The sequence below is a fragment of the Streptomyces antnestii genome (assembly GCF_004005495.1).
Lineage (GTDB): Bacteria > Actinomycetota > Actinomycetes > Streptomycetales > Streptomycetaceae > Streptomyces > Streptomyces antnestii.
This window is the reverse complement of record NZ_RZYA01000007.1, coordinates 122,810-145,816: the sequence shown is the minus strand read 5'-3', so window position 1 is coordinate 145,816 and position 23,007 is coordinate 122,810. Positions and strand designations below refer to the sequence as shown.

General features: G+C 70.7%; 17 protein-coding genes. 6 read left to right on the top strand and 11 right to left on the bottom strand.

Going from position 1 to position 23,007, the window contains the following annotated elements:
- Positions 1–5: 5 nt before the first annotated feature.
- Positions 6–2,519, bottom strand: a complete 2,514-nt coding sequence (locus EOT10_RS16945) for a DEAD/DEAH box helicase (RefSeq protein ID WP_127829052.1) — start codon at positions 2,517–2,519, stop codon at positions 6–8.
- A 157-nt stretch (positions 2,520–2,676) separates the two neighbouring features.
- Between EOT10_RS16945 and EOT10_RS16940 the strand changes: the two genes are divergently transcribed.
- A complete protein-coding gene (locus tag EOT10_RS16940) occupies positions 2,677–3,471 on the top strand; it encodes a metal-dependent hydrolase (protein ID WP_127829051.1) in 795 nt (264 codons plus the stop codon).
- A 35-nt stretch (positions 3,472–3,506) separates the two neighbouring features.
- Here EOT10_RS16940 and EOT10_RS16935 read toward each other — a convergent pair whose 3' ends face one another.
- Together EOT10_RS16935 and EOT10_RS16930 are read right to left on the bottom strand one after the other, a co-directional pair.
- Positions 3,507–5,297, bottom strand: a complete 1,791-nt coding sequence (locus EOT10_RS16935; RefSeq protein WP_127829050.1) for an ABC transporter ATP-binding protein — start codon at positions 5,295–5,297, stop codon at positions 3,507–3,509.
- Entirely contained in the window at positions 5,294–7,180 is a 1,887-nt protein-coding gene (locus EOT10_RS16930) for an ABC transporter transmembrane domain-containing protein (RefSeq protein ID WP_127829049.1), read from the bottom strand. The genes EOT10_RS16935 and EOT10_RS16930 overlap by 4 nt, the downstream gene beginning before the upstream one ends.
- Before the next feature lie 303 nt (positions 7,181–7,483).
- Here EOT10_RS16930 and EOT10_RS16925 point away from each other — a divergent pair, with 303 nt between their 5' ends.
- The gene (locus EOT10_RS16925) at positions 7,484–8,230 is read left to right on the top strand and encodes a L,D-transpeptidase family protein (RefSeq protein WP_127829048.1); all 747 of its coding nucleotides are present in this window, start codon (positions 7,484–7,486) and stop codon (positions 8,228–8,230) included.
- A 66-nt stretch (positions 8,231–8,296) separates the two neighbouring features.
- Positions 8,297–9,955, top strand: a complete 1,659-nt coding sequence (locus tag EOT10_RS16920; RefSeq protein ID WP_223281019.1) for a peptide-N4-asparagine amidase — start codon at positions 8,297–8,299, stop codon at positions 9,953–9,955.
- Between the two features lie 74 nt (positions 9,956–10,029).
- Here the strand turns inward: EOT10_RS16920 and EOT10_RS16915 are convergent, their stop codons facing one another.
- From EOT10_RS16915 to EOT10_RS16905, 3 genes are all read right to left on the bottom strand, one after another.
- Positions 10,030–11,514: a Gfo/Idh/MocA family protein gene (locus EOT10_RS16915; RefSeq protein WP_127829047.1), complete on the bottom strand. Its 1,485-nt coding sequence runs from the start codon at positions 11,512–11,514 to the stop codon at positions 10,030–10,032.
- Between the two features lie 272 nt (positions 11,515–11,786).
- Positions 11,787–14,723, bottom strand: a complete 2,937-nt coding sequence (locus tag EOT10_RS16910) for an FAD-binding and (Fe-S)-binding domain-containing protein (RefSeq protein ID WP_127829046.1) — start codon at positions 14,721–14,723, stop codon at positions 11,787–11,789.
- Between the two features lie 40 nt (positions 14,724–14,763).
- Positions 14,764–15,207 carry a MarR family winged helix-turn-helix transcriptional regulator gene (locus tag EOT10_RS16905; RefSeq protein ID WP_127829045.1) on the bottom strand — a complete coding sequence of 148 codons (444 nt, stop codon included), beginning with the start codon at positions 15,205–15,207 and terminating at the stop codon, positions 14,764–14,766.
- Between the two features lie 108 nt (positions 15,208–15,315).
- Between EOT10_RS16905 and EOT10_RS16900 the strand changes: the two genes are divergently transcribed.
- Positions 15,316–17,169: an ABC transporter ATP-binding protein gene (locus tag EOT10_RS16900; protein ID WP_127829044.1), complete on the top strand. Its 1,854-nt coding sequence runs from the start codon at positions 15,316–15,318 to the stop codon at positions 17,167–17,169.
- Between the two features lie 68 nt (positions 17,170–17,237).
- Positions 17,238–18,080, top strand: coding sequence for an endolytic transglycosylase MltG (gene mltG, locus EOT10_RS16895; RefSeq protein ID WP_127829043.1), 843 nt, complete (start codon positions 17,238–17,240; stop codon positions 18,078–18,080).
- Between the two features lie 58 nt (positions 18,081–18,138).
- Here the strand turns inward: mltG and EOT10_RS16890 are convergent, their stop codons facing one another.
- From EOT10_RS16890 to EOT10_RS43140, 5 genes are all read right to left on the bottom strand, one after another.
- On the bottom strand, positions 18,139–19,224 hold the full coding sequence (locus EOT10_RS16890; RefSeq protein ID WP_223281018.1) for an NAD(P)-binding domain-containing protein: 1,086 nt from the start codon (positions 19,222–19,224) through the stop codon (positions 18,139–18,141).
- Between the two features lie 115 nt (positions 19,225–19,339).
- On the bottom strand, positions 19,340–20,383 hold the full coding sequence (locus EOT10_RS16885; protein WP_127829041.1) for an ABC transporter substrate-binding protein: 1,044 nt from the start codon (positions 20,381–20,383) through the stop codon (positions 19,340–19,342).
- Positions 20,384–20,452: 69 nt separating this feature from the next.
- A complete protein-coding gene (locus EOT10_RS16880; protein ID WP_127829040.1) occupies positions 20,453–21,274 on the bottom strand; it encodes an ABC transporter ATP-binding protein in 822 nt (273 codons plus the stop codon).
- Complete coding sequence (locus EOT10_RS16875) at positions 21,247–22,173, bottom strand: ABC transporter permease (RefSeq protein WP_127829039.1); 927 nt, start codon at positions 22,171–22,173, stop codon at positions 21,247–21,249. Before EOT10_RS16875 ends, EOT10_RS16880 begins: the two co-directional genes overlap by 28 nt.
- 177 nt (positions 22,174–22,350) lie before the next feature.
- Positions 22,351–22,434, bottom strand: coding sequence for a putative leader peptide (locus tag EOT10_RS43140; protein WP_350495123.1), 84 nt, complete (start codon positions 22,432–22,434; stop codon positions 22,351–22,353).
- A 121-nt stretch (positions 22,435–22,555) separates the two neighbouring features.
- Here EOT10_RS43140 and EOT10_RS16870 point away from each other — a divergent pair, with 121 nt between their 5' ends.
- On the top strand, positions 22,556–22,978 hold the full coding sequence (locus tag EOT10_RS16870) for a YjbQ family protein (RefSeq protein ID WP_127829038.1): 423 nt from the start codon (positions 22,556–22,558) through the stop codon (positions 22,976–22,978).
- The last annotated feature ends 29 nt before the right edge of the window (positions 22,979–23,007 follow it).

Below are 23,007 nucleotides of genomic sequence, written 5' to 3'. Positions count from 1 at the left end.
AGGGCCTACAGCTGGCCGACGTCCGTGACACGGATGACGGCGCGGCCCTCCGCGTCGGACGCCTCGAGATCGACCTCGGCACTGATGCCCCAGTCATGATCACCGTTCGGGTCGGCGAACGTCTGGCGCACCCGCCACAGGCCGTGCGGGGCGTCCTCCTCGATCCGCAGCAGCTTCGGCCCACGGGCGTCGGGACCGGTTCCAAGATCTTCGTACTCGTCCCAGTAGTTGTCCATGGCCTCGCCCCAGGCGTCCGCGTCCCAGCCCGACTCGGCGTCCAGCTCGCCCAGTTCGTCGACGTTGTCGAGGGCGGCCAGCTCGACCCGGCGGAACATGGCGTTGCGGACGAGCACGCGGAAGGCGCGCGCGTTCGCCGTGACGGGCTTGACCTGGTCGGCCTTCTCCTGGGCCTCCTCCGCCGTCATCACCTCGGGGTTGGCGAGCTGCTCCCACTCGTCGAGGAGGCTGGAGTCGACCTGGCGCACCATCTCGCCCAGCCAGGCGATCAGGTCCTCCAGGTCCTCGGACTTGAGGTCGTCCGGGACCGTGTGCTCAAGGGTCTTGTACGCGCCAGCGAGGTAGCGCAGCACGATGCCCTCCGTGCGGGCGAGCTCGTAGAAGGCCACGAACTCGGTGAAGGTCATGGCCCGTTCGTACATGTCGCGGATCACGGACTTCGGCGACAGCGGGTGGTCGCCCACCCACGGGTGGCTCCTGCGGTACACGTCGTACGCGTGCGACAGCAGCTCTTCCAGGGGCTTCGGGTAGGTGACGTCCTGGAGCCGCTCCATGCGGTCCTCGTACTCGACGCCGTCGGACTTCATCGCCGCGACGGCCTCACCACGCGCCTTGTTCTGCTGCGCCGCGAGGATCTGCCGCGGGTCGTCGAGCGTCGACTCGACCACGGACACCATGTCGAGCGCGTACGAGGGCGACTCGGCGTCGAGCAGATCGAAGGAGGCGAGGGCGAACGTCGACAGCGGCTGGTTGAGCGCGAAGTCCTGCTGCAGGTCGACCGTCAGGCGCACGACCCGGCCCGTGGCGTCGGGCTCGTCGAGCTTCTCGACGATGCCGCCGTCGAGGAGCGAGCGGTAGATCGCGATGGCGCGCCGGATGTGCCGCAACTGCTGCTTGCGCGGCTCGTGGTTGTCCTCGAGGAGGTGGCGCATGGCCGCGAAGGCGTTGCCGGGACGGGCGATGACCGCGAGCAGCATCATGTGCGTGACCCGGAAGCGGGACGTCAGCGGCTCGGGGTCGGAGGCGATCAGCTTCTCGAAGGTGTTCTCGGTCCAGCCGACGAAGCCCTCGGGGGCCTTCTTGCGGACCACCTTGCGGCGCTTCTTCGGGTCGTCGCCCGCCTTCGACAGCGCCTTCTCGTTCTCGATGACGTGCTCGGGCGCCTGCGCCACGACGAGGCCCGCCGTGTCGAAGCCGGCCCGCCCGGCCCGGCCCGCGATCTGGTGGAACTCCCGCGCGCGCAGCGTCCGCACGCGCGTCCCGTCGTACTTCGTCAGCGCGGTGAACAGGACCGTGCGGATGGGCACGTTGACGCCGACGCCCAGCGTGTCCGTGCCGCAGATGACCTTCAGGAGACCGGCCTGCGCGAGCTTCTCCACCAGACGCCGGTACTTGGGCAGCATGCCGGCGTGGTGGACGCCGATCCCGTGCCGCACGTAGCGCGACAGATTGCGGCCGAACTTGGTGGTGAAGCGGAAGTTGCCGATCAGGTCGGCGATCTTCTCCTTCTCCTCGCGCGTGCACATGTTGATGCTCATGAGGGCCTGCGCGCGCTCGACGGCCTGCGCCTGCGTGAAGTGCACGATGTAGACGGGAGCCTGCCGGGTGTCCAGCAGCTCGGTCAGCGTCTCCGTGAGCGGCGTGAGCCGGTACTCGTAGGAGAGGGGGACCGGACGCGTCGCGGAGCGGACCACCGACGTGGGCCGGTTCGTGCGCCGGGTCAGGTCCTTCTCGAACATCGCGACGTCACCGAGCGTCGCCGACATCAGGATGAACTGCGCCTGCGGCAGTTCGAGCAGGGGAATCTGCCAGGCCCAGCCGCGGTCGCCCTCCGCGTAGAAGTGGAACTCGTCCATCACGACCTGGCCGATGTCGGCCCGCGCCCCGTCGCGCAGCGCGATCGAGGCGAGGATCTCGGCGGTGCAGCAGATCACGGGGGCGTCGGCGTTGACCGAGGCGTCGCCCGTGAGCATGCCGACGTTCTCCGTGCCGAAGAGCTTGCACAGCTCGAAGAACTTCTCGGAGACCAGCGCCTTGATCGGTGCCGTGTAGAAGGTGACCTCGTCCCGCGCGAGCGCCGCGAAGTGCGCGCCGGCGGCGATCATGCTCTTGCCGGACCCGGTGGGCGTCGAGACGATCACGTTCGCGCCCGACACCACCTCGATCAGCGCCTCCTCCTGGTGGGGATAGAGGGTGATCCCGCGCTCCTCGGCCCACGACTCGAAAGCCTCGTAGAGGGCGTCGGGGTCGGCGGTCTGCGGCAGCTGATCGATAAGGGTCACGCCCCCATCTTGCCTGCCTTCCGTCCCGATCCGGGAATCGGTCGCCCGTACGAAGATCACGAAAGGTACGCTGTGGCGCCGACGGGGCGTCAGGGCGCGGTGGCCCCGGTGGGGACAACTGGGCGCCGACACAAGTGGAATGGGGCGGAACGCAGCCATGATGGGACCGGCACACTCGCTGTCAGGAGCGGCGGCCTGGCTGGGGGTGGGCGCGGCAGCGGCCGCCGCCGGGCACCCCATGCCCTGGCCCGTCATCCTGGTCGGAGCGCTGATCTGCGCGGGCGCGGCCCTCGCCCCCGACCTGGACCACAAGGCGGCCACCATCTCGCGGGCCTTCGGGCCGGTGTCACGCACCCTGTGCGAGATCGTCGACAAGCTGTCGTACGCCGTCTACAAGGCGACCCGGATGAAGGGCGACCCGCGACGCAACGGCGGACACCGCACCCTCACCCACACCTGGCTGTGGGCGGTCCTCATAGGAGCCGGCGCCTCGGCGGCGGCCATCTACGGCGGGCGCTGGGCGGTCCTCGCCCTCCTCTTCGTCCACATGGTGCTCGCCATCGAAGGCCTGCTGTGGCGGGCGGCACGCGGTTCCAGCAGCGACATACTGGTCTGGCTGCTCGCCGGGACCAGCGCCTGGATCCTCGCCGGGATCCTCGACAAGCCGGGCAACGGTTCGCACTGGCTGTTCACCCAGCCCGGCCAGGAGTACCTGTGGCTGGGCCTGCCCATCGTCCTGGGCGCCCTGGTGCACGACATCGGGGACGCCCTCACGGTCTCCGGCTGCCCCGTCCTGTGGCCCATCCCCATCGGCCGCAAGCGCTGGTACCCGATCGGCCCGCCCAAGGCGATGCGCTTCCGCGCCGGCAGCTGGGTCGAGCTGAAGGTGCTCATGCCGGTGTTCATGCTGCTCGGCGGAGTGGGGTGCGCGGCCGCGCTCAACGTCATCTGAGCCACCGCACACCCCTCAACCCCCTCCTCGCGCGGTCACCCGTGCCAGGACCGCCACAGCGCCGCGTACGCACCGTCGGCCGCGACCAGCTGGTCATGGCTGCCGAGCTCCCTGATCCGGCCCTCCTCGACCACGGCGATCACATCCGCGTCGTGCGCGGTGTGCAGCCGGTGCGCGATGGCGACGACCGTACGGCCGTCCAGGACCCTGCCGAGCGAACGCTCCAGGTTCCTGGCCGCCCGAGGATCGAGCAGCGACGTCGCCTCGTCCAGAACCAGGGTGTGCGGATCGGCGAGGACCAGCCGGGCCAGGGCGATCTGCTGGGCCTGCGCCGGGGTGAGCGCCACCGCGCCCGAGCCGACCTCGGTGTCGAGACCCTCGTCGAGCGCCCCCGCCCAGCCGTCCGCGTCGACCGCGCCGAGCGCCGCCCACAGCTCGGCGTCCTCGGCCCCCGTGCGGGCGAGGCGCAGATTGTCGCGCAGGGAGCCGACGAACACGTGGTGCTCCTGGTTGACCAGCGCCACGTGCGAGCGCACCCGCTCGGCCGGCATCCGCGAGAGCTCGGCGCCCCCGAGCGTGACCTGCCCGGTACGCGGCGCGTAGATCCCGGCGAGCAGACGGCCGAGCGTGGACTTGCCCGCGCCGGACGGCCCGACCAGCGCGATCCGGGTCCCCGGCCGCACGTCGAGGGACACCTGACGCAGCACGTCGACGCCCGCCCGGTACCCGAAGTGCACGTCGTCGGCCTGGACGTGCCGGCCGTCCGGCGCCACCGAGGCGTCGCCCGCGTCCGGCTCGATGTCCCTCACCCCGACGAGCCGGGCCAGCGACACCTGCGCGACCTGCAGCTCGTCGTACCAGCGCAGGATCAGGCCCAGCGGGTCGACGAGCATCTGGGCGATCAGCGCACCCGTGGTCAGCTGTCCGACGCCGATCCAGCCCTGCAGGACGAAGACACCGCCGAGGACGAGGACCGAGCACAGCACCGTCACATGCGTGGCGTTGATGACCGGGAAGAAGACCGACCGCAGGAACAGCGTGTAGCGCTCCCACGCGGTCCATTCCTTGACCCGCTGGTCGGACAGCGACACGCGGCGGGCGCCGAGCCGGTGGGCCTCGATGGTGCGCCCGGCGTCCACGGTCTCCGCGAGGGCGGCGGCCACGGCGGCGTAGCCGGCGGCCTCCGACCGGTAGGCCGACGGGGCCCGCTTGAAGTACCAGCGACAGCCGACGACGAGGACCGGAGCGGCGACGAGGACGGCCGGAGCCAGCGGCGGAGCGGTCACGGCGAGACCGCCCATGAGCAGCCCCACCCACACGACGCCGATGGACAGCTGGGGAACGGCCTCCCGCATCGCGTTGGCGAGCCGGTCGACGTCCGTCGTGATACGCGACAGGAGGTCGCCCGTACCGGCCCGTTCGAGCACACCCGGCGGCAGGCCGACGGACCGCACGAGGAAGTCCTCGCGCAGGTCCGCCAGCATCCGCTCGCCGAGCATCGCGCCCCGCAGCCGTACCTGCCGCACGAACACGGCCTGGACGACGAGCGCGACGACGAACACGGCGATGGTGGGACCCAGATGCTCCACGCGCAGCCGGTCCGTGCCGTCCGAGACGTCCTGGACCAGGGCGCCGAGCAGATACGGACCGACCATCGACGCCACGACGGCGATCGTGTTGACGGTGATGAGCAGCAGGAACGCGCGGCGGTGGCGCCGGTACAGCTCGCGGACGTAGGACCTGACGGTCGCCGGGGCGCCGACGGGCAGCGTGTTCGCCGTGGTCGGGGCCGCCGGGTCGTAGGCCGGGGGCGCCAGGCCGATCATGCCGTCTCCTCGATCTCGGTGAGTTCTTCGATGCCGGTGTCGTCGCGCAGAGGGGCGCCGCCGTTCTGGGACAGGGCCGCCGACGCCGCCTCCTCGTCCGTCTCGCGGGTGACGACGGCGCGGTACCGCGGCTCGGCGACGACGAGTTCGCGATGCACACCGACCGCCGCGACCGTGCCCTCGTGGACCAGGACGACCCGGTCCGCGCGGTCGAGCAGCAGCGGCGACGAGGTGAGCACCACGGTCGTGCGCCCGGTGCGCAGCGCCCGGAGGCCGTCGGCGATCCTGGCCTCGGTGTGCGAGTCGACGGCCGACGTCGGCTCGTCCAGGACCAGCGCCTCCGGGTCGGTGACCAGGGACCGCGCCAGGGCGAGCCGCTGCCGCTGGCCTCCGGAGAGGGAGCGGCCGCGCTCGGTGATCCGCGCGTTCATCGGGTCGTCGTCGAGGGACGCCTGCGCCAGCGCGTCCAGCACGTCACCGCACTGCGCCGCGGTCAGCGCCTCCTCGGCGCGCACCGCCCCCGAGGACGGGACGTCGAGCAGTTCGGCGAGCGTGCCGGACAGCAGCACCGGGTCCTTGTCCTGTACGAGGACGGCGGCGCGGGCCGTGTCCAGGGGCAACTCGTCGAGCGGCACCCCACCGAGCAGCACGGACGGCGGGCCGACGACCGGAGTGTGCGCTGCGCCGGACTCCCCGCCCGACACGTGCGCCTCGCTCGAACCGGCATCCGTCGGATGCCCTCCGAGCCGGTCCGCGAGCCGCCCCGCCAGGTCCGGGTCGCCGCACACGACCGCCGTGAGGCGGCCGGCGGGAGCCAGCAGCCCGGTCACCGGGTCGTACAGATCACCGGCAGGTGCCTTCGCGGCGCGCAGCCCGCCCGGCTCCGTGACCCGCTCCAGGGAGAGGACACGTGCCGCGCGCTGGGCCGAGGGGCGCGAGAAGGAGTACGCCATGGCGATCTCCTCGAAGTGGCGCAGCGGGTAGTTGAGGATCATCACGGCGCTGTACACCGTGACGAGTTCACCGACGGTGATCCGGCCCTGGCGGGCCAGCTCGATGCCGTACCAGACGACCGAGATCAGGAGCAGACCCGGCAGCAGTACCTGGACCGCCGAGATCAGTGACCACATGCGGGCGCTGCGCACGGCGGCCTCGCGGACGTCCTGCGAGGCGCGGCGGTAGCGGTCGAGGAAGAGTTCCTCGCCGCCGATGCCGCGCAGGACACGCAGCCCCGCGACGGTGTCCGACGCTAGTTCGGTGGCGCGGCCCGCCTTCTCGCGCTGCCGGTCGGCGCGGCGGGTGGCACGGGGGAGGAGCGGCAGAACGGCGAGCGCGAGGACCGGCATGCCGACGGCCACGACGACACCGAGCGCCGGCTGGTAGAGGACGAGGCCGACGGACACCACGACGACGGTCAGCGCGGCGGCGGCGAAGCGTGACAGCGCCTCGACGAACCAGCCGATCTTCTCGACGTCACCGGTGGAGACCGCGACGACCTCACCGGCGGCCACCCGCCGCGTGAGCGCCGCGCCCAGGGCCGCCGTCCTGCGGGCCAGGAGCTGCTGCACCCGGGCCGCCGCGGTGATCCAGTTGGTGACCGCCGTGCGGTGCAGCATCGTGTCGCCGAGGGCGAGGGCGGCGCCGAGCAGCAGGATCAGCCCGCCCGCGAGGGCGAGCCGCGCGCCGGAGCCTTCGACCACGGCCTGCACGGCGAAGCCGACACCGTAGGGCAGGGAGGCGACGGACAGGAAGTGCAGGAGTCCCCAGGAGAGGGACTTGAGCTGGCCGCCGAGCTGGTTCCGGCCGAGCCAGAGCAGGAAGCGGGGACCGGAGCGGGCATCCGGCAGGCCCGGGTCGGGATACGGAAGATCGTGGATCTGCATGACGTCCCAGGGCTCGGAAGAGGAGAGCGAAAGTCGGGGGTACGGAGGGAACAAACCGTGAAAGGTTCGCCGGAATCGGCGACCGGAGGCAACCGGTTTTACGCCGTGGGGCACGGTTTCGGCCCGCATCCAGCCACGTCCCGGCCCACTTCCCGGCCCACTTCCCGGCCGGCGTCCGGCCGGCGTCCGGCCCGCTTCAGGCCCGCTTCCGTCCCGTTGGGTCCCGCGTCGGGTGGCTCGCCGGGTGGCTCGATGAGTGGGGCCGGTCAGGGGCAGCCGGTGCGTGGTGCGACCATGGACCGCATGCGTAATAGGGGTGCGGTTCGAACGGCGGTCGCCGCGGCGGCCTGCGGCGTCCTTCTCATGACCCTGTCGGCCTGCGGCGGTTCGGGCGGAGGCGACGGGACGGGGCACAAGGACGAGGCGGGCTCCGGCGGTTCCCGGCACGAGGGCCGGCCGGCCGTCGACCTCAAGCGCATCCCCGACGTCGGGGACCGGCTCCAGTCGCAGATCCCGAAGAGCGCCCGGCAGGTCGTCGCGGTCTACGGCGACGGCAAGGACTCCGGTGACTCGACCGTCGTGCTCTACTCGAAGTCCGGTGACACCTGGGACAAGACGCGCAGCTGGCCCGCCCACAACGGCAAGAAGGGTTGGACCGCCGACCACCACGAGGGCGACAAGCGAAGCCCCATAGGAGTGTTCACCCTCACCGACGCGGGCGGCGTGCTCGCCGACCCGGGCGCGAAACTCCCGTACACGCAGGCGGCCTCGTTCCAGGCCCCGCACTACTGGGCCGAGTCGCACTGGCACGACTTCGACTACGTCATCGCCATCGACTACAACCGCGTGAAGGGCACCGCGCCGAACGACCCGACCCGGCCCGAAGGGCAGACCAAGGGCGGCAGCATCTGGCTCCACATGGACCACGGCAGCGGCACCTCGGCATGCGTGAGCCTGTCCAAGTCCGGCATGGAGTACCTGCTGCGCACCATCGACCCGAAGCGGCATCCGGTCGTGGTGATGGGCGACAAGGTGTCACTGGAGAGCTGACGCCACGGCCTGTCGAGGGTGCGGGGCTATTGCGGTGGAACCCGTCCGCCCCATACAACACCCCACATGAGAAGACGCGTCATGTCCATGCTGGCCGCGGCGACCCTGGCGGCCACTGCCCTCGTCGGCCAGGCGGCGACAGCCTCCGCCGCACCCCAGCAGACCGCACCCCAACAGAGCACACCCCGGCCCGCGACGTCCCAACCCGCCGACGTCCCCGCCGAGTTCGGCACCGACTGGCACGATCCGATCACGGCCACGCCGCCGGTGACCAAGCCCTCCACCAAGTCCTGCCAGGTGACGCTCGCGGAGACCGAGTTCCGCGACTTCACGCCCTACAAGGGCAGTTACACCCCGCCCAAGGGCTGCGGCGACCGGTGGAGCAAGGTCGTCCTGCGGCTCGAAGGCAAGGTGAAGGGACGGCAGTTCGACCGTCTCGGCTATCTGCACATCGGCGGCGTCGAGGTCCTGCGCACCTCCACCCCCGAGCCCTCGCCCGACGGCATCGCCTGGAACGTCGAGAAGGACGTCACGCGGTACAGCGACACCCTGCGGGCCGACCAGCCGGTCGACATGCTCATAGGCAACGTTGTCGACAGCACGTACACCGGTGTCATCGCGGTCAAGGCCACCCTCACCTTCTACGCCGCCGAGCCGCACGCGAAGCGGCAGCAGTCCGCCGGCATCCCCGACCGCGTGCTCACCCTGGACGACGGCAAGCTCACCACCCCGCGCAACAGCGAGCGCGTCGTCGCCGAGGTGTACGCGACCGGATCGGGCGGCGGCTGCGAGGAGTTCTGGTACCTGGCGGTTCCGGACGGAGTGCCGTACTCGTGCAAGGGCGACGGCGGCCCGTACCGCGAGGTGCAGATCTCCGTCGACGGCAAACTCGCGGGCATCGCCTCGCCGTTCCCGAACGTCTGGACCGGCGGCTGGTCCAACCCCTTCCTCTGGTACGTGATTCCGGCCCCCGGCGCCTTCGACGTGCGGCCCCTGCAGTACGACCTGACCCCGTTCGCCGGGCTCCTCGACGACGGGCGTCCGCACCAGATCGACGTCTCCGTCGTGGGCGTCCCGAAGGGGCAGAGCGGCTGGAGCGTTCCCGTCAACGTGCTGGTCTGGCAGGACGGCGGCAGTTCCCACGTCACCGGCGCGCTGACCGGCCACCACGAGAGCGAGCCGGCCAACTCGACGACGTACACGCCCGGTACGAACCAGTACCGTCTCGACGCCGAGGGTGGGCACAAGCTGACCGTGTCCGGTTACGTGAACACCTCGCACGGCCGGGTCGCCACCACCGTGACCCGCGACCTCGCCGCCTCGACCACGCACCGCTGGGCCGAGGGCGAGAACGACGACGCGCTGAAGGGGACCTGGACCGACCGCCAGACCGTCGTGTCCGGTCACCACACCACGCGCACGAACCGCACCTACACGATGGACGGCGCCACCACGCTCGACGCCGCCAACCGGCTGCGGACCGTGATCGACCTCGGTGACCGGGCCGAGACGGGACGGTCCACCGGCGCGGGCGGCACGGCGTGGACGGTGCTCGACGACACCTACACGGGTGACGCCTCGTACACGGCGGGCGTGCCGCGTGACCAGCGGCATGCCACCGGCACCAGCCGCGAGCGCTACCGTCTCAGCGGCCCCGACGGCTGTTACGACCATGAACTGGCCACCGCACAGGGCGCGTTGACGGTGGACCGTACGCGCTGCTGAGGGGCAGACGTACGGTGGGGGCCCGGCGGCACGCAGCTCGCCGCCGGGCTCCCACACCGCTCACACCTGGCCCGTCACGCCCCTTCGGGCTTGGCCGAATCCACCCCCGGCCGCGCCTTCTTCCACATCCCGCGCGTGAAGTCGGGGATCTCCTGCGGCGCCCCCTTCGCCTTGATGGACAAGTGACTCAGCGGCACCGGCGACGTCCACGTCGCGGCGTCGTACACGTCGAAGTCCGGTACCAGGCCCGCCCGCAGACACTGCATCAGGCGGAACACCATGATGTAGTCCATGCCGCCGTGGCCGCCCGGCGGATTGGAGTGCTCCTTCCACAGCCAGTGGTCCCAGTCCGCGTACTTGGAGAAGTCGCCCCACGCGTCATTGGTGTGGTCCGGCTCTATATAGATGCGTGCCGGGTAGTCCTCGAACACACCTTTCGTGCCGCCGAGGTTGTTGATCCGCGAGTAGGGGTGGGGCGTGGACACATCGTGTTCGAGCCGGATGACGCGACCCTTCGCCGTCTGGACCAGGCTGATCGTGCGGTCGGACTCGATGTACGTCTCCTTCCAGCTCGGGTCGCCCTTCGGCATGTGGGCCTCGCGGTACTGGGCCAGGCCCAGCGAGGGCGTACCGAAGCTGGAGATGTGCGTGACACGGTCACCGCGGTTGATGTCCATGTAGTTGGCGACCGGGCCGAACCCGTGGTTGGGGTACAGGTCGCCGCGCAGCCGCGTGTGCCACAGGCGTCGCCACGGCCCCTCGTAGTAGTCCGGGTCGAACATCAGGCCGCGCAGGTCGTGGTTGTAGGCGCCCGCCCCGTGCAGCAGGTCGCCGAACTTGCCGGCGTGCGCCATCCGCAGGACCCGCATCTCGTTCCGGCCGTAGCAGCAGTTCTCCAGCTGCATGCAGTGCCGGCGCGTGCGCTCGGAGAGGTCGACCAGCTCCCAGAGCTGGTCGAGCTGGAGGGCGATAGGACACTCCACGCCGACGTGCTTGCCGTTCAGCATCGCCGTCTTCGCCATTTCGAAGTGCCAGTCCCAGGGCGTCGCCGCGTACACGAAGTCGATGTCGCCCCGCTTGCACAGGTTCTCGAAGTCGTGATCGCCCTTGGTGTACGTCGCCGGAGCGGGCTGCCCCGCGGCCGTGACCTTGGCCGCGGCCCTCGCGGTCTTGTCCTTCACCGGGTCGCAGAGCGCGACGACCTGGACGCCCGGGATCGCCAGGAACAGGTCGATCATGCTGCCGCCGCGGTTGCCGAGCCCGATGATGCCGACCCGCACGGCGGAGCGGCCCTCGAAGGGCACGCCGATCATGGTCTCGCCCTGCCGGGCGGGAGCCTCCGCGGCGCTCGCCCCGGACTGCGCGCCCGCCGCCTGCCCATCGGCCGCCTGCGCCGGGCCGCCGCTGAACGCGCCGAGCCCGAGCCCGGCCCCGGCGATGCCCGCCGTCCGCAGAACCGATCTGCGGGACTGCCCGCCGTCCGTGTGCTCGGGGCGCCCGGGGTGCCCTGTGTGCCCGGGATCCGCGTCGGGTGCCGGTGTCGCTCTGTCGTCGTGCATCGGACCTCCATCGAAGGTGGGTGCGTGCGCTGCGAGTAAGCGCTTGCCACCCTGGAGGGGAGTACAGCGAGGCGCAAGGGGCCGAAGTAGTCAGGGAGTTGGACTTTCTTTACGGACTCTTTGGACGCACGTGGGTCGGAACGGTGCCGCCCCGGGTGACCGTCGCCGACTCGCAGGAGAACATGGGAGCCCAGCGCGGCACGGGATCGCCGATGACGGCAACGGCAACGGCAACGACAACGACCACGCGGACTGGGGCGGCGACCTGAAGCTCAGCTGCTCCGCGTGACCCCGGGACGGGTCGCGCGCTCCAGCTCCACGATCACGGAGCGGTAGCTGCGGCCCGTCGCGTGGTCCATGCCCACCTCGCACATCCGGTTCGCCGACAGATGCGCGTCGAAGTGACGGGCGGTCACCTCGGCCGCCTCCTTGCGGGTGGCCGACTCGGTGAGCTCCTTGTGGAGCATGCCCCGGTCGCCCGCGAAGGCGCAGCACCCGGCGTCGTCCGGCACCACCACCTCGTCGGCGCACGCCTCGGCGACCGCCCGCAACTGCCCCACGTCGCCCAGGTGTTCCATCGAGCAGGTCGGGTGAAGGACCGCCGAGCCGACCGTCCGGCGCACGGTGAGACGCGGCAGCAGCTCCTCGGCCGCCCACACGATGGAGTCGACAATGTTCAGCTCCTTGTGCAACTCCCTGTTGTCGTCGGTCAGATAGGGGACGACCTCGTGGGCGATGCCGAGCGTGCACGACGAGGCGTCGACCACCAGGGGCAGTCTGCCGCCCGCGGTCCAGCCCCAGGCCGCCTCCACGATCCGGTTCGCCATCACGGCGTTGCCCTCGTCGTAGCCCTTGGAGTGCCAGATCGTGGCGCAGCAGGTGCCTGCGACATCGTCCGGAATCCATACCGGCCGTCCCGCGCGCGCGGAGACGGCGACCATGGCCGTCGCGAGGGACACGTCCCCAGGGGTGCCGAAAATACGGTTCACACAGGCCGGGTAGTAGACCGCGGCGGCCCCCACGCTCGCGGTGCGCGGCATCTCCCGGGCGGCGGCACCGGGGATCTCCGGCAGCCACTCCGGTACGAGGTCGGGGCGGACGGCCTTGCGGGCGGCCTGGGTCACGGTCGTCAGGAGCCGGTCGCCGATCTTGTCGGCGGCGGCCACGGCGAGCCGCGCCGACGCTTCGACAGCCTTGAAGTTCCTCGCCGTGAACGCGGCCACCTTCTCCTCGCGAGGGGTGTGCCGCGCGTGCCGGAAGTCCTTCATGAAGGCGCCCGTGTCGATCCCGACGGGGCACGCCAGCTTGCAGGTCGAGTCGCCCGCACAGGTGTCCACCGCGTCGTACCCGTACGCCGCGACGAGCCCGTCCTGGACCGGCGAACCCGACGGCTGGCGCATCATCTCGCGGCGCAGCACGATCCGTTGGCGCGGCGTGGTCGTCAGGTCCTCGCTGGGGCACGTCGGCTCACAGAAGCCGCACTCGATGCACGGGTCGGCGATCGGCTCGACCTGGGGGATCGTCTTCAGGCCGCGCAGATGGGCCTGGGGGTCGCGGTCCAGGACGATACGCGGCGCGAGGACGCCGTCAGGGTCGATGACCTGTTTGGTACGCCACATCAACTCCGTGGCCTGCGCGCCCCATTCGAGCTCCAGGAACGGCGCGATGTTGCGTCCGGTGGCGTGCTCGGCCTTGAGCGATCCGTCGAAGCGCTCGACGGTGAGGCGGCAGAAGTCGTCCATGAAGGCCGCGTACCGCTCGACGTCCTGGGGCTTGCCCGCGTCGAAGGCGAGCAGGAAGTGCAGATTGCCGTGCGCGGCATGACCGGCCACGGCCGCGTCGAAGCCGTGCCTGGTCTGGAGTTCGAGGAGCGCCTCGCACGCCTCGGCCAGGCGCGACGGCGGCACCGCGAAGTCCTCGGTGATCAGCGTCGTACCGGACGGGCGCGAACCGCCGACCGCCGTCACGAACGCCTTGCGGGCCTTCCAGTAGCCGCCGATCGTCTTCGGGTCACGCGTGAACTCATTGGTCACCGACGCCACCGGCGCGACCAGTTCGAGCCCTTCAAGGACCTGGGCGGCCGCCGCCTCAAAACGCTCCTGCGCCGCCTCGTCCGGCGCGCGGAACTCGACCAGGAGCGCCGTCGTCGACTTGGGAAGACCTGCCCAGTCGGCGGGCACCCCCTGCACGCTCACCGAGGCCCGCAGCGTGTTGCCGTCCATCACCTCGACGGCGATCGCGCCGGCCTCGTTGAACAGCGGGACCGCCGCTGCCGCCGCCGGCAGGGAGGGGAAGAACAGCAGGGCCGTGGACACCTTCCGGTCGAGCGGCAGGGTGTCGAAGACGACCTCGGAGATGAAGCCGAACGTCCCCTCGGAGCCCACCATCAGACCGCGCAGGATCTCCACGGGAGTCGCGCCGTCCAGGAAGGCGTCCAGGCGGTACCCGTTCGTGTTCTTGATCTCGTACTTGGCGCGGATACGGGCGACCAGCGCCGCGTCCGCCTCGATCTCGCTTTTGATCTCCAACAGGCCCGCGCACAGCGCCGGTTCCGCGTGCGCCAGCAGATCGTCGGCGAGCGGATCGGCCGTGTCCACCACCGTGCCGGACGGCAGCACGAAGGTGAGCGAGGCGACCGTCCGGTACGAGTTCCTGGTGGTGCCCGCCGTCATGCCCGACGCGTTGTTCGCGACGACCCCGCCGATCGTGCAGGCGATGGCGCTCGCCGGGTCGGGGCCGAGCACGCGCCCGTACCGCGCGAGCGTGGCGTTGGCGCGCACGACCGTCGTACCGGGGCCGATCCTGGCCCGCTCGCCCTCCCCGATGACCTCGACGCCCGCCCAGTGCCTGCGGACGTCGACGAGGATGTCCTCGCCCTGCGCCTGCCCGTTCAACGACGTGCCCGCCGCGCGGAACACCACCTCACGGCCCCTGCCGTGGGCGTACGACAGGACGGCCGACACGTCGTCGATGTCCTCGGCGACGACCACGACCTGCGGCACGAAGCGGTAGGGACTCGCGTCCGACGCGTACCGCACGAGGTCCGAGATGCCCGTCAGGACCTTGTCCGCCCCCAGGAGCGCGGTCAGCTCGGAGCGCAGCGGCTCGGGGGTCCCGCCGGCCTGCGCGTCCGGCACCCGGTCGGGCGCCGGGCCTCCCGTGTGCGGTCCGGGGCGCAGCGCTTCCGGCTTCGGCTCCAGCAGGGGCATGACCGGTCCACCCTCTCCTCGGCCGCTGCCGGCCCCGGGCCTAACAGCGGTGCTCGTACGGCGTCTCGAACAGTGCGTTCAGCAGGACGCCCAGCTGGGCGCGCTGGTCGGGGCTCAATGGAGCCAGGATGTCCTCTGCGGCGGTCCGGCGCGCGCTGCGCAGCTCCCGGAGCGCCTTGCGGCCCAGGTCGGTGAGCTCGATGCGGATCACCCGGCGGTTCGTGGGATCGGGCACCCGGCGCACCCGGTCGGCCGCCTCCAGGCCGTCGACCAGGGTCGTGACGGCGCGGGGCACGACCTCCAGGTGCTCGGCGAGGTCGGCCATGCGCGGAGGCGTGTCGTAGTGCGCGAGGGTACGAAGGAGACGGGACTGGGCGGGCGTGATCCCGACCGGCTCCAGATAGCGCTTCTGGATGCGCTGAAGGCGTCGGGTCAGCCGGAGCAGCTGTTCCGCGAGAAGGCCGTCGGCGTCCGGGGTACTCATGGGCGGAACAATATCAGGACCTTGTGCATTGTGAGTATAGGTAACAATGATCTATGCTCCCAGAGTCATACAGTCGTCCCTCGTGGGAGGCTCATGCATAGGAGGCTCATGCATCACGACGCACCCGGCTGGACGCCGTCGCCCTCCGACTCCTCGTCGCCGGAGCCGCGGCAGATGCGCCGCATCCTGGCCCTCTTCCGTCCCTACCGCGCCCGGCTCGCCCTCGTGGGCCTGCTCGTCTGCGCCGCCTCGCTCGTCTCCGTCGCGACGCCCTTCCTGCTCAAGGCGATCCTCGACACCGCCATCCCGCAGGGGCGCACCGGCCTGCTGAGCCTGCTCGCCCTGGGCATGATCGTCAGCGCCGTCGTGACCAGTGTGTTCGGCGTCCTGCAGACCCTGATCTCCACGACCGTCGGCCAGCGCGTCATGCACGACCTGCGCACCGCCGTGTACGGCCGGCTCCAGCGCATGTCGCTCGCCTTCTTCACCAGAACCCGCACGGGCGAGGTCCAGTCCCGCATCGCCAACGACATCGGCGGCATGCAGGCGACGGTCACCTCCACGGCCACGTCCCTGGTCTCGAACCTCACCAGTGTGGTCGCCACCATCGTCGCCATGGTCGCGCTCGACTGGCGGCTCACGGTCGTCTCGCTGCTCCTGCTGCCCATCTTCGTGTGGATCAGCCGCCGCGTCGGCCGCGAGCGCAAGAAGATAGCCACGGAACGCCAGAAGCAGATGGCAGCGATGGCGGCCACGGTCACCGAGTCCCTCTCCGTGAGCGGCATTCTCCTCGGCCGCACCATGGGCCGCGCCGATTCGCTGACCCGGTCCTTCGCGGACGAGTCCGAGCAGCTCGTCGGCCTCGAGGTCCGGTCGAACATGGCGGGCCGGTGGCGCATGGCCGTCATCACGATCGTCATGGCCGCGATGCCCGCCGTCATCTACTGGGTCGCCGGCATCGCCCTCCAGCTCGGCGGTCCCTCCATCTCCATCGGCACCCTGGTCGCGTTCGTCTCGCTCCAGCAGGGCCTGTTCCGGCCCACCGTGAGCCTGCTCTCCACCGGTGTCCAGATCCAGACGTCGCTCGCGCTCTTCCAGCGCATCTTCGAATACCTCGACCTGCCGATCGACATCACCGAGCCGGAGAAGCCGGTCCGCCTCGACGCCATCAAGGGCGAAGTCCGCTTCGAGAACGTCGAGTTCCGGTACGACGACGGCCGCCCGCAGACGCACCCACCAGCCGCCGACGGCAAGGGTGCGGCGATACTCGACGGCATCGACATCACCGTCCCCGCCGGCGGCAGCCTCGCCGTCGTCGGCCCCACCGGCTCCGGCAAGTCCACGCTCAGCTATCTGGTGCCGCGGCTGTACGACGTGACGGGCGGCCGCGTCACGCTCGACGGGGTGGACGTGCGCGACCTGGACTTCGACACCCTCGCCCGCGCGGTCGGCGTGGTCTCCCAGGAGACGTACCTCTTCCATGCCTCGGTCGCGGAGAACCTCCGCTTCGCCAAGCCCGACGCCACCGAGGAAGAACTGCACGCGGCGGCCGGAGCCGCGCAGATCCACGAGCACATCGCCTCCCTGCCCGACGGTTACGACACCGTGGTCGGCGAGCGCGGTCACCGGTTCTCGGGCGGCGAGAAGCAGCGCCTTGCCATCGCCCGCACGATCCTGCGCGACCCGCCGATCCTCATCCTCGACGAGGCGACGAGCGCTCTCGACACCCGCACCGAAGCCGCCGTGCAGGAAGCCATCGACGCGCTGTCCGCCGACCGCACCACGGTGACCATCGCCCACCGGCTCTCGACGATCCGCGGCGCCGACCAGATCGTCGTCCTCGACGGCGGGCAGGTGGCCGAGCGCGGCACCCATGAGGAGCTGCTGGAGCAGGACGGACGCTACGCGGCCCTGGTCCGTAGAGACGCACAACTGGAGCCGGCGGCCCAGGCGTACGGGTGACACCCGAGTGGAGCCCCCGGAATTACGATATGCCGGGTTTGTAACGTTTTGCGGGTTACCGTTCCGCCATGCTGAACGAGACTCCGAGACGGAGCACCATGCGACTGACACGCAGGGGCCGCGCTTCCCTGATCGCGAGTGGAGCCCTCGTGGTGGCGGCGGCCGCCGCCGTCGTGGTGCCGCACCTGCTCAAGGACGGCGGCGACCAGCAGCCCGAAGCACTGACCGTCCCCGAAGGCTGGCGGTCAGGCCAGATCTACGAGGCCGTGGACAAGGCTCTCGGCGTCCCGGCCGGCACCACCAAGAAGGCCGTACCCAAGGCCGGCCTCAAGCTCCCCGGGGACGCCGGCGGCAACCCCGAGGGCTACTTGTTCCCGGCGACGTATCCCCTCAACGACAAGTCGACTCCTGCGTCTCTGCTGTCGTACATGGTCAACACCGCGAACAAGAAGTTCAATGGCAAGCAGGTCACGGCCGGGGCCGATCTGAACACGTTGAACCTCTATCAGACCGTCACCATCGCGAGCATCGTCGAGGCCGAGGCCGCCACCAAGGAGGACATGGGCAAGGTCGCCCGCGTCATCTACAACCGGCTCGACCGCGGCATGCCGCTCCAGATGGACTCGACCATCAACTACGGGCTGAACCGCTCCACGCTCGACACCAGCACCAAGGACACCAAGTCCGAGAACCCGTACAACACCTATGTCCGGATGGGCCTGCCGCCCACTCCGATCGCCAACCCCGGGGCCGCGGCGATGAAGGCGGCCATCAGCCCGCCGCAGGGCGACTGGCTGTACTTCGTGACGGTCAAGCCCGGCGACACCCGCTTCACGGCGGACTTCACCGAACAGCAGAAGAACGTCGCGGAGTTCAACAAGGCGCACGCCACCGCCAAGCCGGCCGCCTGAGCGTGCCTCGCCGGGGGCGTCACACGGAGCGTCACACGGCGACCGGTGTCCCGGAGCGTCATGCGGCGACCGGTGCCCCGGCCAGCAGGCGCCTGATGTCCCGTACGGCCGCCCGCCCCGCGCGGTTCGCCCCGATCGTGCTGGCGGAGGGCCCGTAGCCCACCAGATGGACCCGCGGATCGGCGACGACCCGGGTGTCCTCGGCCTGGATGCCGCCGCCCGGCCCGCGCAGCTTCAGCGGAGCCAGATGGTCGATCGCGGGGCGGAAGCCGGTGGCCCACAGGATGACGTCCGCGTCGACCCGGCGGCCGTCGTCCCACTCCACGCCTGACGGTGTGATCCGGTCGAACATCGGCAGCCGGTCGAGTACGCCGTCGGCGCGGGCCCGCCGGATCGCGTCGTTCACCGGCAGCCCCGTCACCGACACCACGCTCTGCGGGGGCAGCCCCGCGCGGACCCGTTCGTCGACCAGGGCGACGGCGGCACGCCCGCGGTTCTCGTCGAAGGGGCCCTCGTTGTAGACGGGCGGACGACGCGTCACCCAGGTCGTCGCGGCCGCGTACGGCGCGATCTCCATCAGGTGCTGCGTCCCGGAGGCGCCGCCGCCCACCACGATCACCCGCTGCCCGCGGAACGCCTCCGGGCCCGGGTACACCGCCGTGTGGAGCTGACGCCCGCGGAACGTGTCCTGCCCGGGGTAGCGAGGCCAGAACGGCCGGTCCCACGTACCCGTCGCATTGATCAGCGCCCGCGTCGACCACGCCCCCTCGGACGTCTCGACAAGCAGCCGCCCCCCGTCCGCCTCACGCACGGCCCGCACGTCGACGGGCCGCCGTACGCGCAGGTCGAAGGCCTCCTCATACGAGGCGAAGTACGCCGCGATCACCTCCGACGACGGGCGGGAGGGGTCCGCGCCGGTCAGCTCCATGCCCGGCAGCGCGTGCATGCCGTGCACCTTTCCGTACGTCAGCGAGGGCCAGCGGAACTGCCAGGCGCCGCCGGGGTGCGGGGAGTGGTCGAGGACGACGAAGTCCCGCTCCGGCTCGAAGCCGGCCCGGCGCAGGTGATAGGCGCTGGACAGTCCTGCCTGCCCGGCGCCTATGACGACCACGTCGACCTCGCGTACGTCCGCTGTGTCCCGCACCCCGATATCGTTCACGTTTCTACTAACCGCACCGGGGTCCTGGATCTTCCCGCGCCCCCGTGCGCGGGCTCAGAGCCATGGTCAGGACTCGGTCATGGTCAGGACTCGGTCATGGTCAGGACTCCTTGCCGAAGGTGCGGGGCGCGGTCGTCGACGGCGGCAGACCGGCGTTGAACCGGGTGTCCACGAACGACGCGAAGTCGACCTTCCGGGGGATCAGCTTCAGCGCGGTGAAGGTGTCGGCGATCTGCTGCTCGGAGGCGATGGCGGGCTTGTCGACGGCGACGGTGACGCGGGTGCCGTTGGTGCGCTTCACCGCGTCCAGTGCGACGTCGTAGGGCAGCCCGGTGTCCTTCGACCAGACCTTCGCCCACGTCTCCGGGTGCTTGAACACCCACTCCTGGGCGCGCCTCAGCCGCTTGAGGTAGTCGCTGATCGCGGCGGACTTCTTGGCGTCCTTGAGCGCGGACGGCGCCGCGACCTGGAACCCGAGCCCATTGGTGAGCCCATCCCCGTCGGTGAGCACCCGCCCCTGCTTCCCCCGCAGGACCTGCGAGGTGTACGGGTCCCAGACCGCCCACGCGTCCACCTTGCCGCCGGTGAACGCGGCGAGCGCGTCGGCCGGCTGGAGGTACTTGACCTGGACGTCCTTCAGGGACAGGCCGGCCTTCTTCAGCGACGCGACCAATTGGTAGTGCGCGGACGACCCCTGGGCGACGGCGATGGACCTGCCCTTGAGCTCGTCGACCTTCTTCAGCTTGGAGTTGTTCGGGACGAGGATGGTGTCGCCCTTCGCGGTTCCGTGGGTGGCCGCCACCACGGTGATCTTCGAGTTGGCGCCGGCCGCGAAGACGGGCGGGGTGTTGCCGACGCCGCCGATGTCGACCGCCTTGGCGTTGACGGCCTCCAGGAGCGGGGGACCGGACGTGAAGGTCGACCAGTGGATCTTGTAGTCGAGGCTGTCGAGCTCTCCGGCGGCCCGCAGCACGGCTTCCGAACCGCCCTTCTGGTCACCGACGTCGAGCGTGACGTTCCCCTTGCCGTCGGTCCCGCCCCCGGATCCGCCGCCCGTGGACGTGTCGGCGGAGGAGGTGCCGGAGCAGGCGGCGAGCAGCAGGGCCAGAGGGAGCAGCAGGGCGGGGGCGAGGCGTCGTCGCATGGGAAGTCCGTTCGGAGGAGAGGGGAGAGGGGAGCGGGGAGCGGGATGGGAATCGGGGAAAGGTGATGCTCAGGCGGCAGCGGCAGCGGCAGCGGCAGCGGCAGCGGCAGCGGCGGGGGAGGAGGCGGGGGAGGAAGCGTCGGGCGCCTCGACCCCCAGACGGTGGAGCAACTCGGTGCGCAGCTCGGCGAACCGCGGGTCGGCTATCCCGCGCGGACGCTCCAGATCGATCGCGGTCTCGTACGCGATCACGCCCTCGTCCATCACGAGTACGCGGTCGGCGAGCAGGACGGCCTCCTCGACGTCGTGCGTGACGAGCAGGACGGCGCAGCCGCGGCGCTGCCACAGCTCGTCGACGAGACGCTGCGCCTTGATACGGGTGAGCGCGTCGAGTGCGCCGAACGGCTCGTCGAGCAGGAGCAGATCGGGCTCGCGCACCAGGGCGCGGGCCAGTGAGGCGCGCTGGGCCTCGCCGCCGGACAGGGTCTTGGGCCACGCGTTGGCGCGGTGTTCGAGACCGACCTCGGCCAACGCCCGTTCAGCGAGAGCTCGTTCGGGCCTTCCTGCCAGCCCGAGCAGCACGTTGCGCCACACGCGCTTCCACGGCATGAGACGCGGAGCCTGGAACGCGACGGCTTTGCGGCGCGGCACGAGCACGGTGCCCTCGATGTCGCGGTCGAGCCCGGCGAGGATGCGCAGCAGGGTCGACTTGCCGCAGCCGCTGCGGCCGAGCAGCGCCACGAACTCGCCAGGCCGCACGTCCAGGTCGAGCCGGTCGATGACGGCGCGCCCGTCGAAGGAGCGGGTGAGTCCTGCCACGCGCACGGCCGAACCGGGTGGTGTGGACGGGGACTTGGTGGTGGTCACCGGCCGGTGAACGTCGGTCGCCATTGCAGCAGCAGCCTTTCGAGGGTACGGACGACGAAGTCGGCGAGCAGGCCGAGGAACGCGTAGACGATCAGGCAGACCACGATGACGTCGGTCCGCAGGAAGTCGCGGGCCTGCACCATCAGGAAGCCGATGCCGGCGTCCGCGTTGATCTGCTCGGCGAAGACGAGGGCCAGCCAGGCGATGCCGAGCGAGTACCGCAGTCCGGTCATGGCGCCGGGCAGCGCGCCGGGCAGGACCACATGGCGTACGAGGCCCCAGCGGGACAGGCCGAGGGACTCGCCGGCCTCGATCAACTGGGCGTCCACGCCTCGGATTCCGGCGTACACGTTCAAGTACAGAGGGAACGAGACGCCCAGCGTGATGATGGCGATCTTCGGCGCCTCGCCGATCCCGAACCAGATGATGAACAGCGGGATGAGCCCCACGAACGGCACCGTCCGCAGCATCTGCACGCTCGCGTCGACGAGGTCCTCGCCGACCCGGAACAGGCCTGCGACGAGCGCGAGCCCGGTGCCGACGATGACACCGAACAGCAGCCCGACGGCCACGCGTTGCAACGAGACACCCATGGCGTTCGGCAGTGAACCGTCGGAGACGATGTCCCCGGCGACGCGGGCGATGGTGCCGGGCGACGCGAGCACGTCGGCAGTCAACACCCCTGTGCTGCTGAGTAGTTGCCACAGGGCGAGCAGCAGGACGGGTCCGGAGGTGCGGCGCAGCCAGCGCGGGACGCGCGTACGGCGGGTGGAGGAGGCGACGATCCGTTCGAGCTCGCCGGCAATGGCCGGCTCCGGCAGCTCCGTATCTGTATCCGTGTCCGCCGCAGGGTCAGGGTCAGGGTCAGGCACAGGCGACTTGGCGACGACATCCGGGTCCGGCGGGGCATGACTGATACTCATGGGTGCTCCATGCGGAAGGAAGGCACGAGGGCGCGACGGTGAACGTGCGCGGGTGAAGGGTGAGGGGGTACGCGTCAGCACCCCCGCGTGCGGTCACGCGGGGTCGTGGCAGGGGCGTACAGGGCTACGAGACGTAGCCGGAGGCGCGGAAGACGCGGGAGATACGAGAGAAGGGCGTCAGCAGCCGCGTCGACACGCGGCGGAGGCCACCCGCAGCAGGTCGATGTGACCGCGCGTGGTGAGCAGGACTGAACGCAACATGCCGCAGAAAGTAGCCACCTTGTCGACGTATGGTCAATGCCGTCTCGATGGATGGACGCTCCGTCCCGGCTGGCGGGCGTCGATCGGGCGCGGTGGATGCCCGATGGGCAAGGATGGAGACATGTCCACCCCCTTCACCACGCGCATGCTGCACGTCTCCACCGGCTCCATGGAGCGGGTCGCCGACCTGACCCGCGACTGCGAGACCTTCCTGAGCGAGGTCGCCGCGGGCCGCGACGGCCTGCTCAACATCTTCGTGCCCCACGCGACGGCCGGCGTGGCCGTCATCGAGACGGGCGCGGGCAGCGACGACGACCTCCTGGCCGCCCTCCACTCGCTGCTCCCCGCGGACGACCGCTGGCAACACCGCCATGGCTCACCCGGCCACGGCCGCGACCACGTCCTCCCGGCCCTGGTCCCACCCCACGCCACCCTCCCGGTCATCGGAGGCACCCTGGCCCTGGGCACGTGGCAGTCGGTGTGTCTGGTGGACACGAACAGGGATAATGCCAACCGTCAGGTGCGGTTGACCTTCCTGGGCTGATCGAGCCGAACAAGATCGTCCTGGGTGTG

Excerpts from the sequence above, each read along its gene's own strand:
- EOT10_RS16940 (WP_127829051.1), top strand. The coding sequence starts at position 2,677 with ATGATGGGACCGGCACACTCGCTGTCAGGAGCGGCGGCCTGGCTGGGG.
- EOT10_RS16935 (WP_127829050.1), bottom strand. The coding sequence starts at position 5,297 with ATGATCGGCCTGGCGCCCCCGGCCTACGACCCGGCGGCCCCGACCACG.
- EOT10_RS16930 (WP_127829049.1), bottom strand. The coding sequence starts at position 7,180 with ATGCAGATCCACGATCTTCCGTATCCCGACCCGGGCCTGCCGGATGCC.
- EOT10_RS16925 (WP_127829048.1), top strand. The coding sequence starts at position 7,484 with ATGCGTAATAGGGGTGCGGTTCGAACGGCGGTCGCCGCGGCGGCCTGC.
- EOT10_RS16920 (WP_223281019.1), top strand. The coding sequence starts at position 8,297 with ATGAGAAGACGCGTCATGTCCATGCTGGCCGCGGCGACCCTGGCGGCC.
- EOT10_RS16915 (WP_127829047.1), bottom strand. The coding sequence starts at position 11,514 with ATGCACGACGACAGAGCGACACCGGCACCCGACGCGGATCCCGGGCAC.
- EOT10_RS16910 (WP_127829046.1), bottom strand. The coding sequence starts at position 14,723 with ATGCCCCTGCTGGAGCCGAAGCCGGAAGCGCTGCGCCCCGGACCGCAC.
- EOT10_RS16905 (WP_127829045.1), bottom strand. The coding sequence starts at position 15,207 with ATGAGTACCCCGGACGCCGACGGCCTTCTCGCGGAACAGCTGCTCCGG.
- EOT10_RS16900 (WP_127829044.1), top strand. The coding sequence starts at position 15,316 with ATGCATCACGACGCACCCGGCTGGACGCCGTCGCCCTCCGACTCCTCG.
- mltG (WP_127829043.1), top strand. The coding sequence starts at position 17,238 with ATGCTGAACGAGACTCCGAGACGGAGCACCATGCGACTGACACGCAGG.
- EOT10_RS16885 (WP_127829041.1), bottom strand. The coding sequence starts at position 20,383 with ATGCGACGACGCCTCGCCCCCGCCCTGCTGCTCCCTCTGGCCCTGCTG.
- EOT10_RS16880 (WP_127829040.1), bottom strand. The coding sequence starts at position 21,274 with ATGGCGACCGACGTTCACCGGCCGGTGACCACCACCAAGTCCCCGTCC.
- EOT10_RS16875 (WP_127829039.1), bottom strand. The coding sequence starts at position 22,173 with ATGAGTATCAGTCATGCCCCGCCGGACCCGGATGTCGTCGCCAAGTCG.
- EOT10_RS43140 (WP_350495123.1), bottom strand. The coding sequence starts at position 22,434 with ATGTTGCGTTCAGTCCTGCTCACCACGCGCGGTCACATCGACCTGCTG.
- EOT10_RS16870 (WP_127829038.1), top strand. The coding sequence starts at position 22,556 with ATGTCCACCCCCTTCACCACGCGCATGCTGCACGTCTCCACCGGCTCC.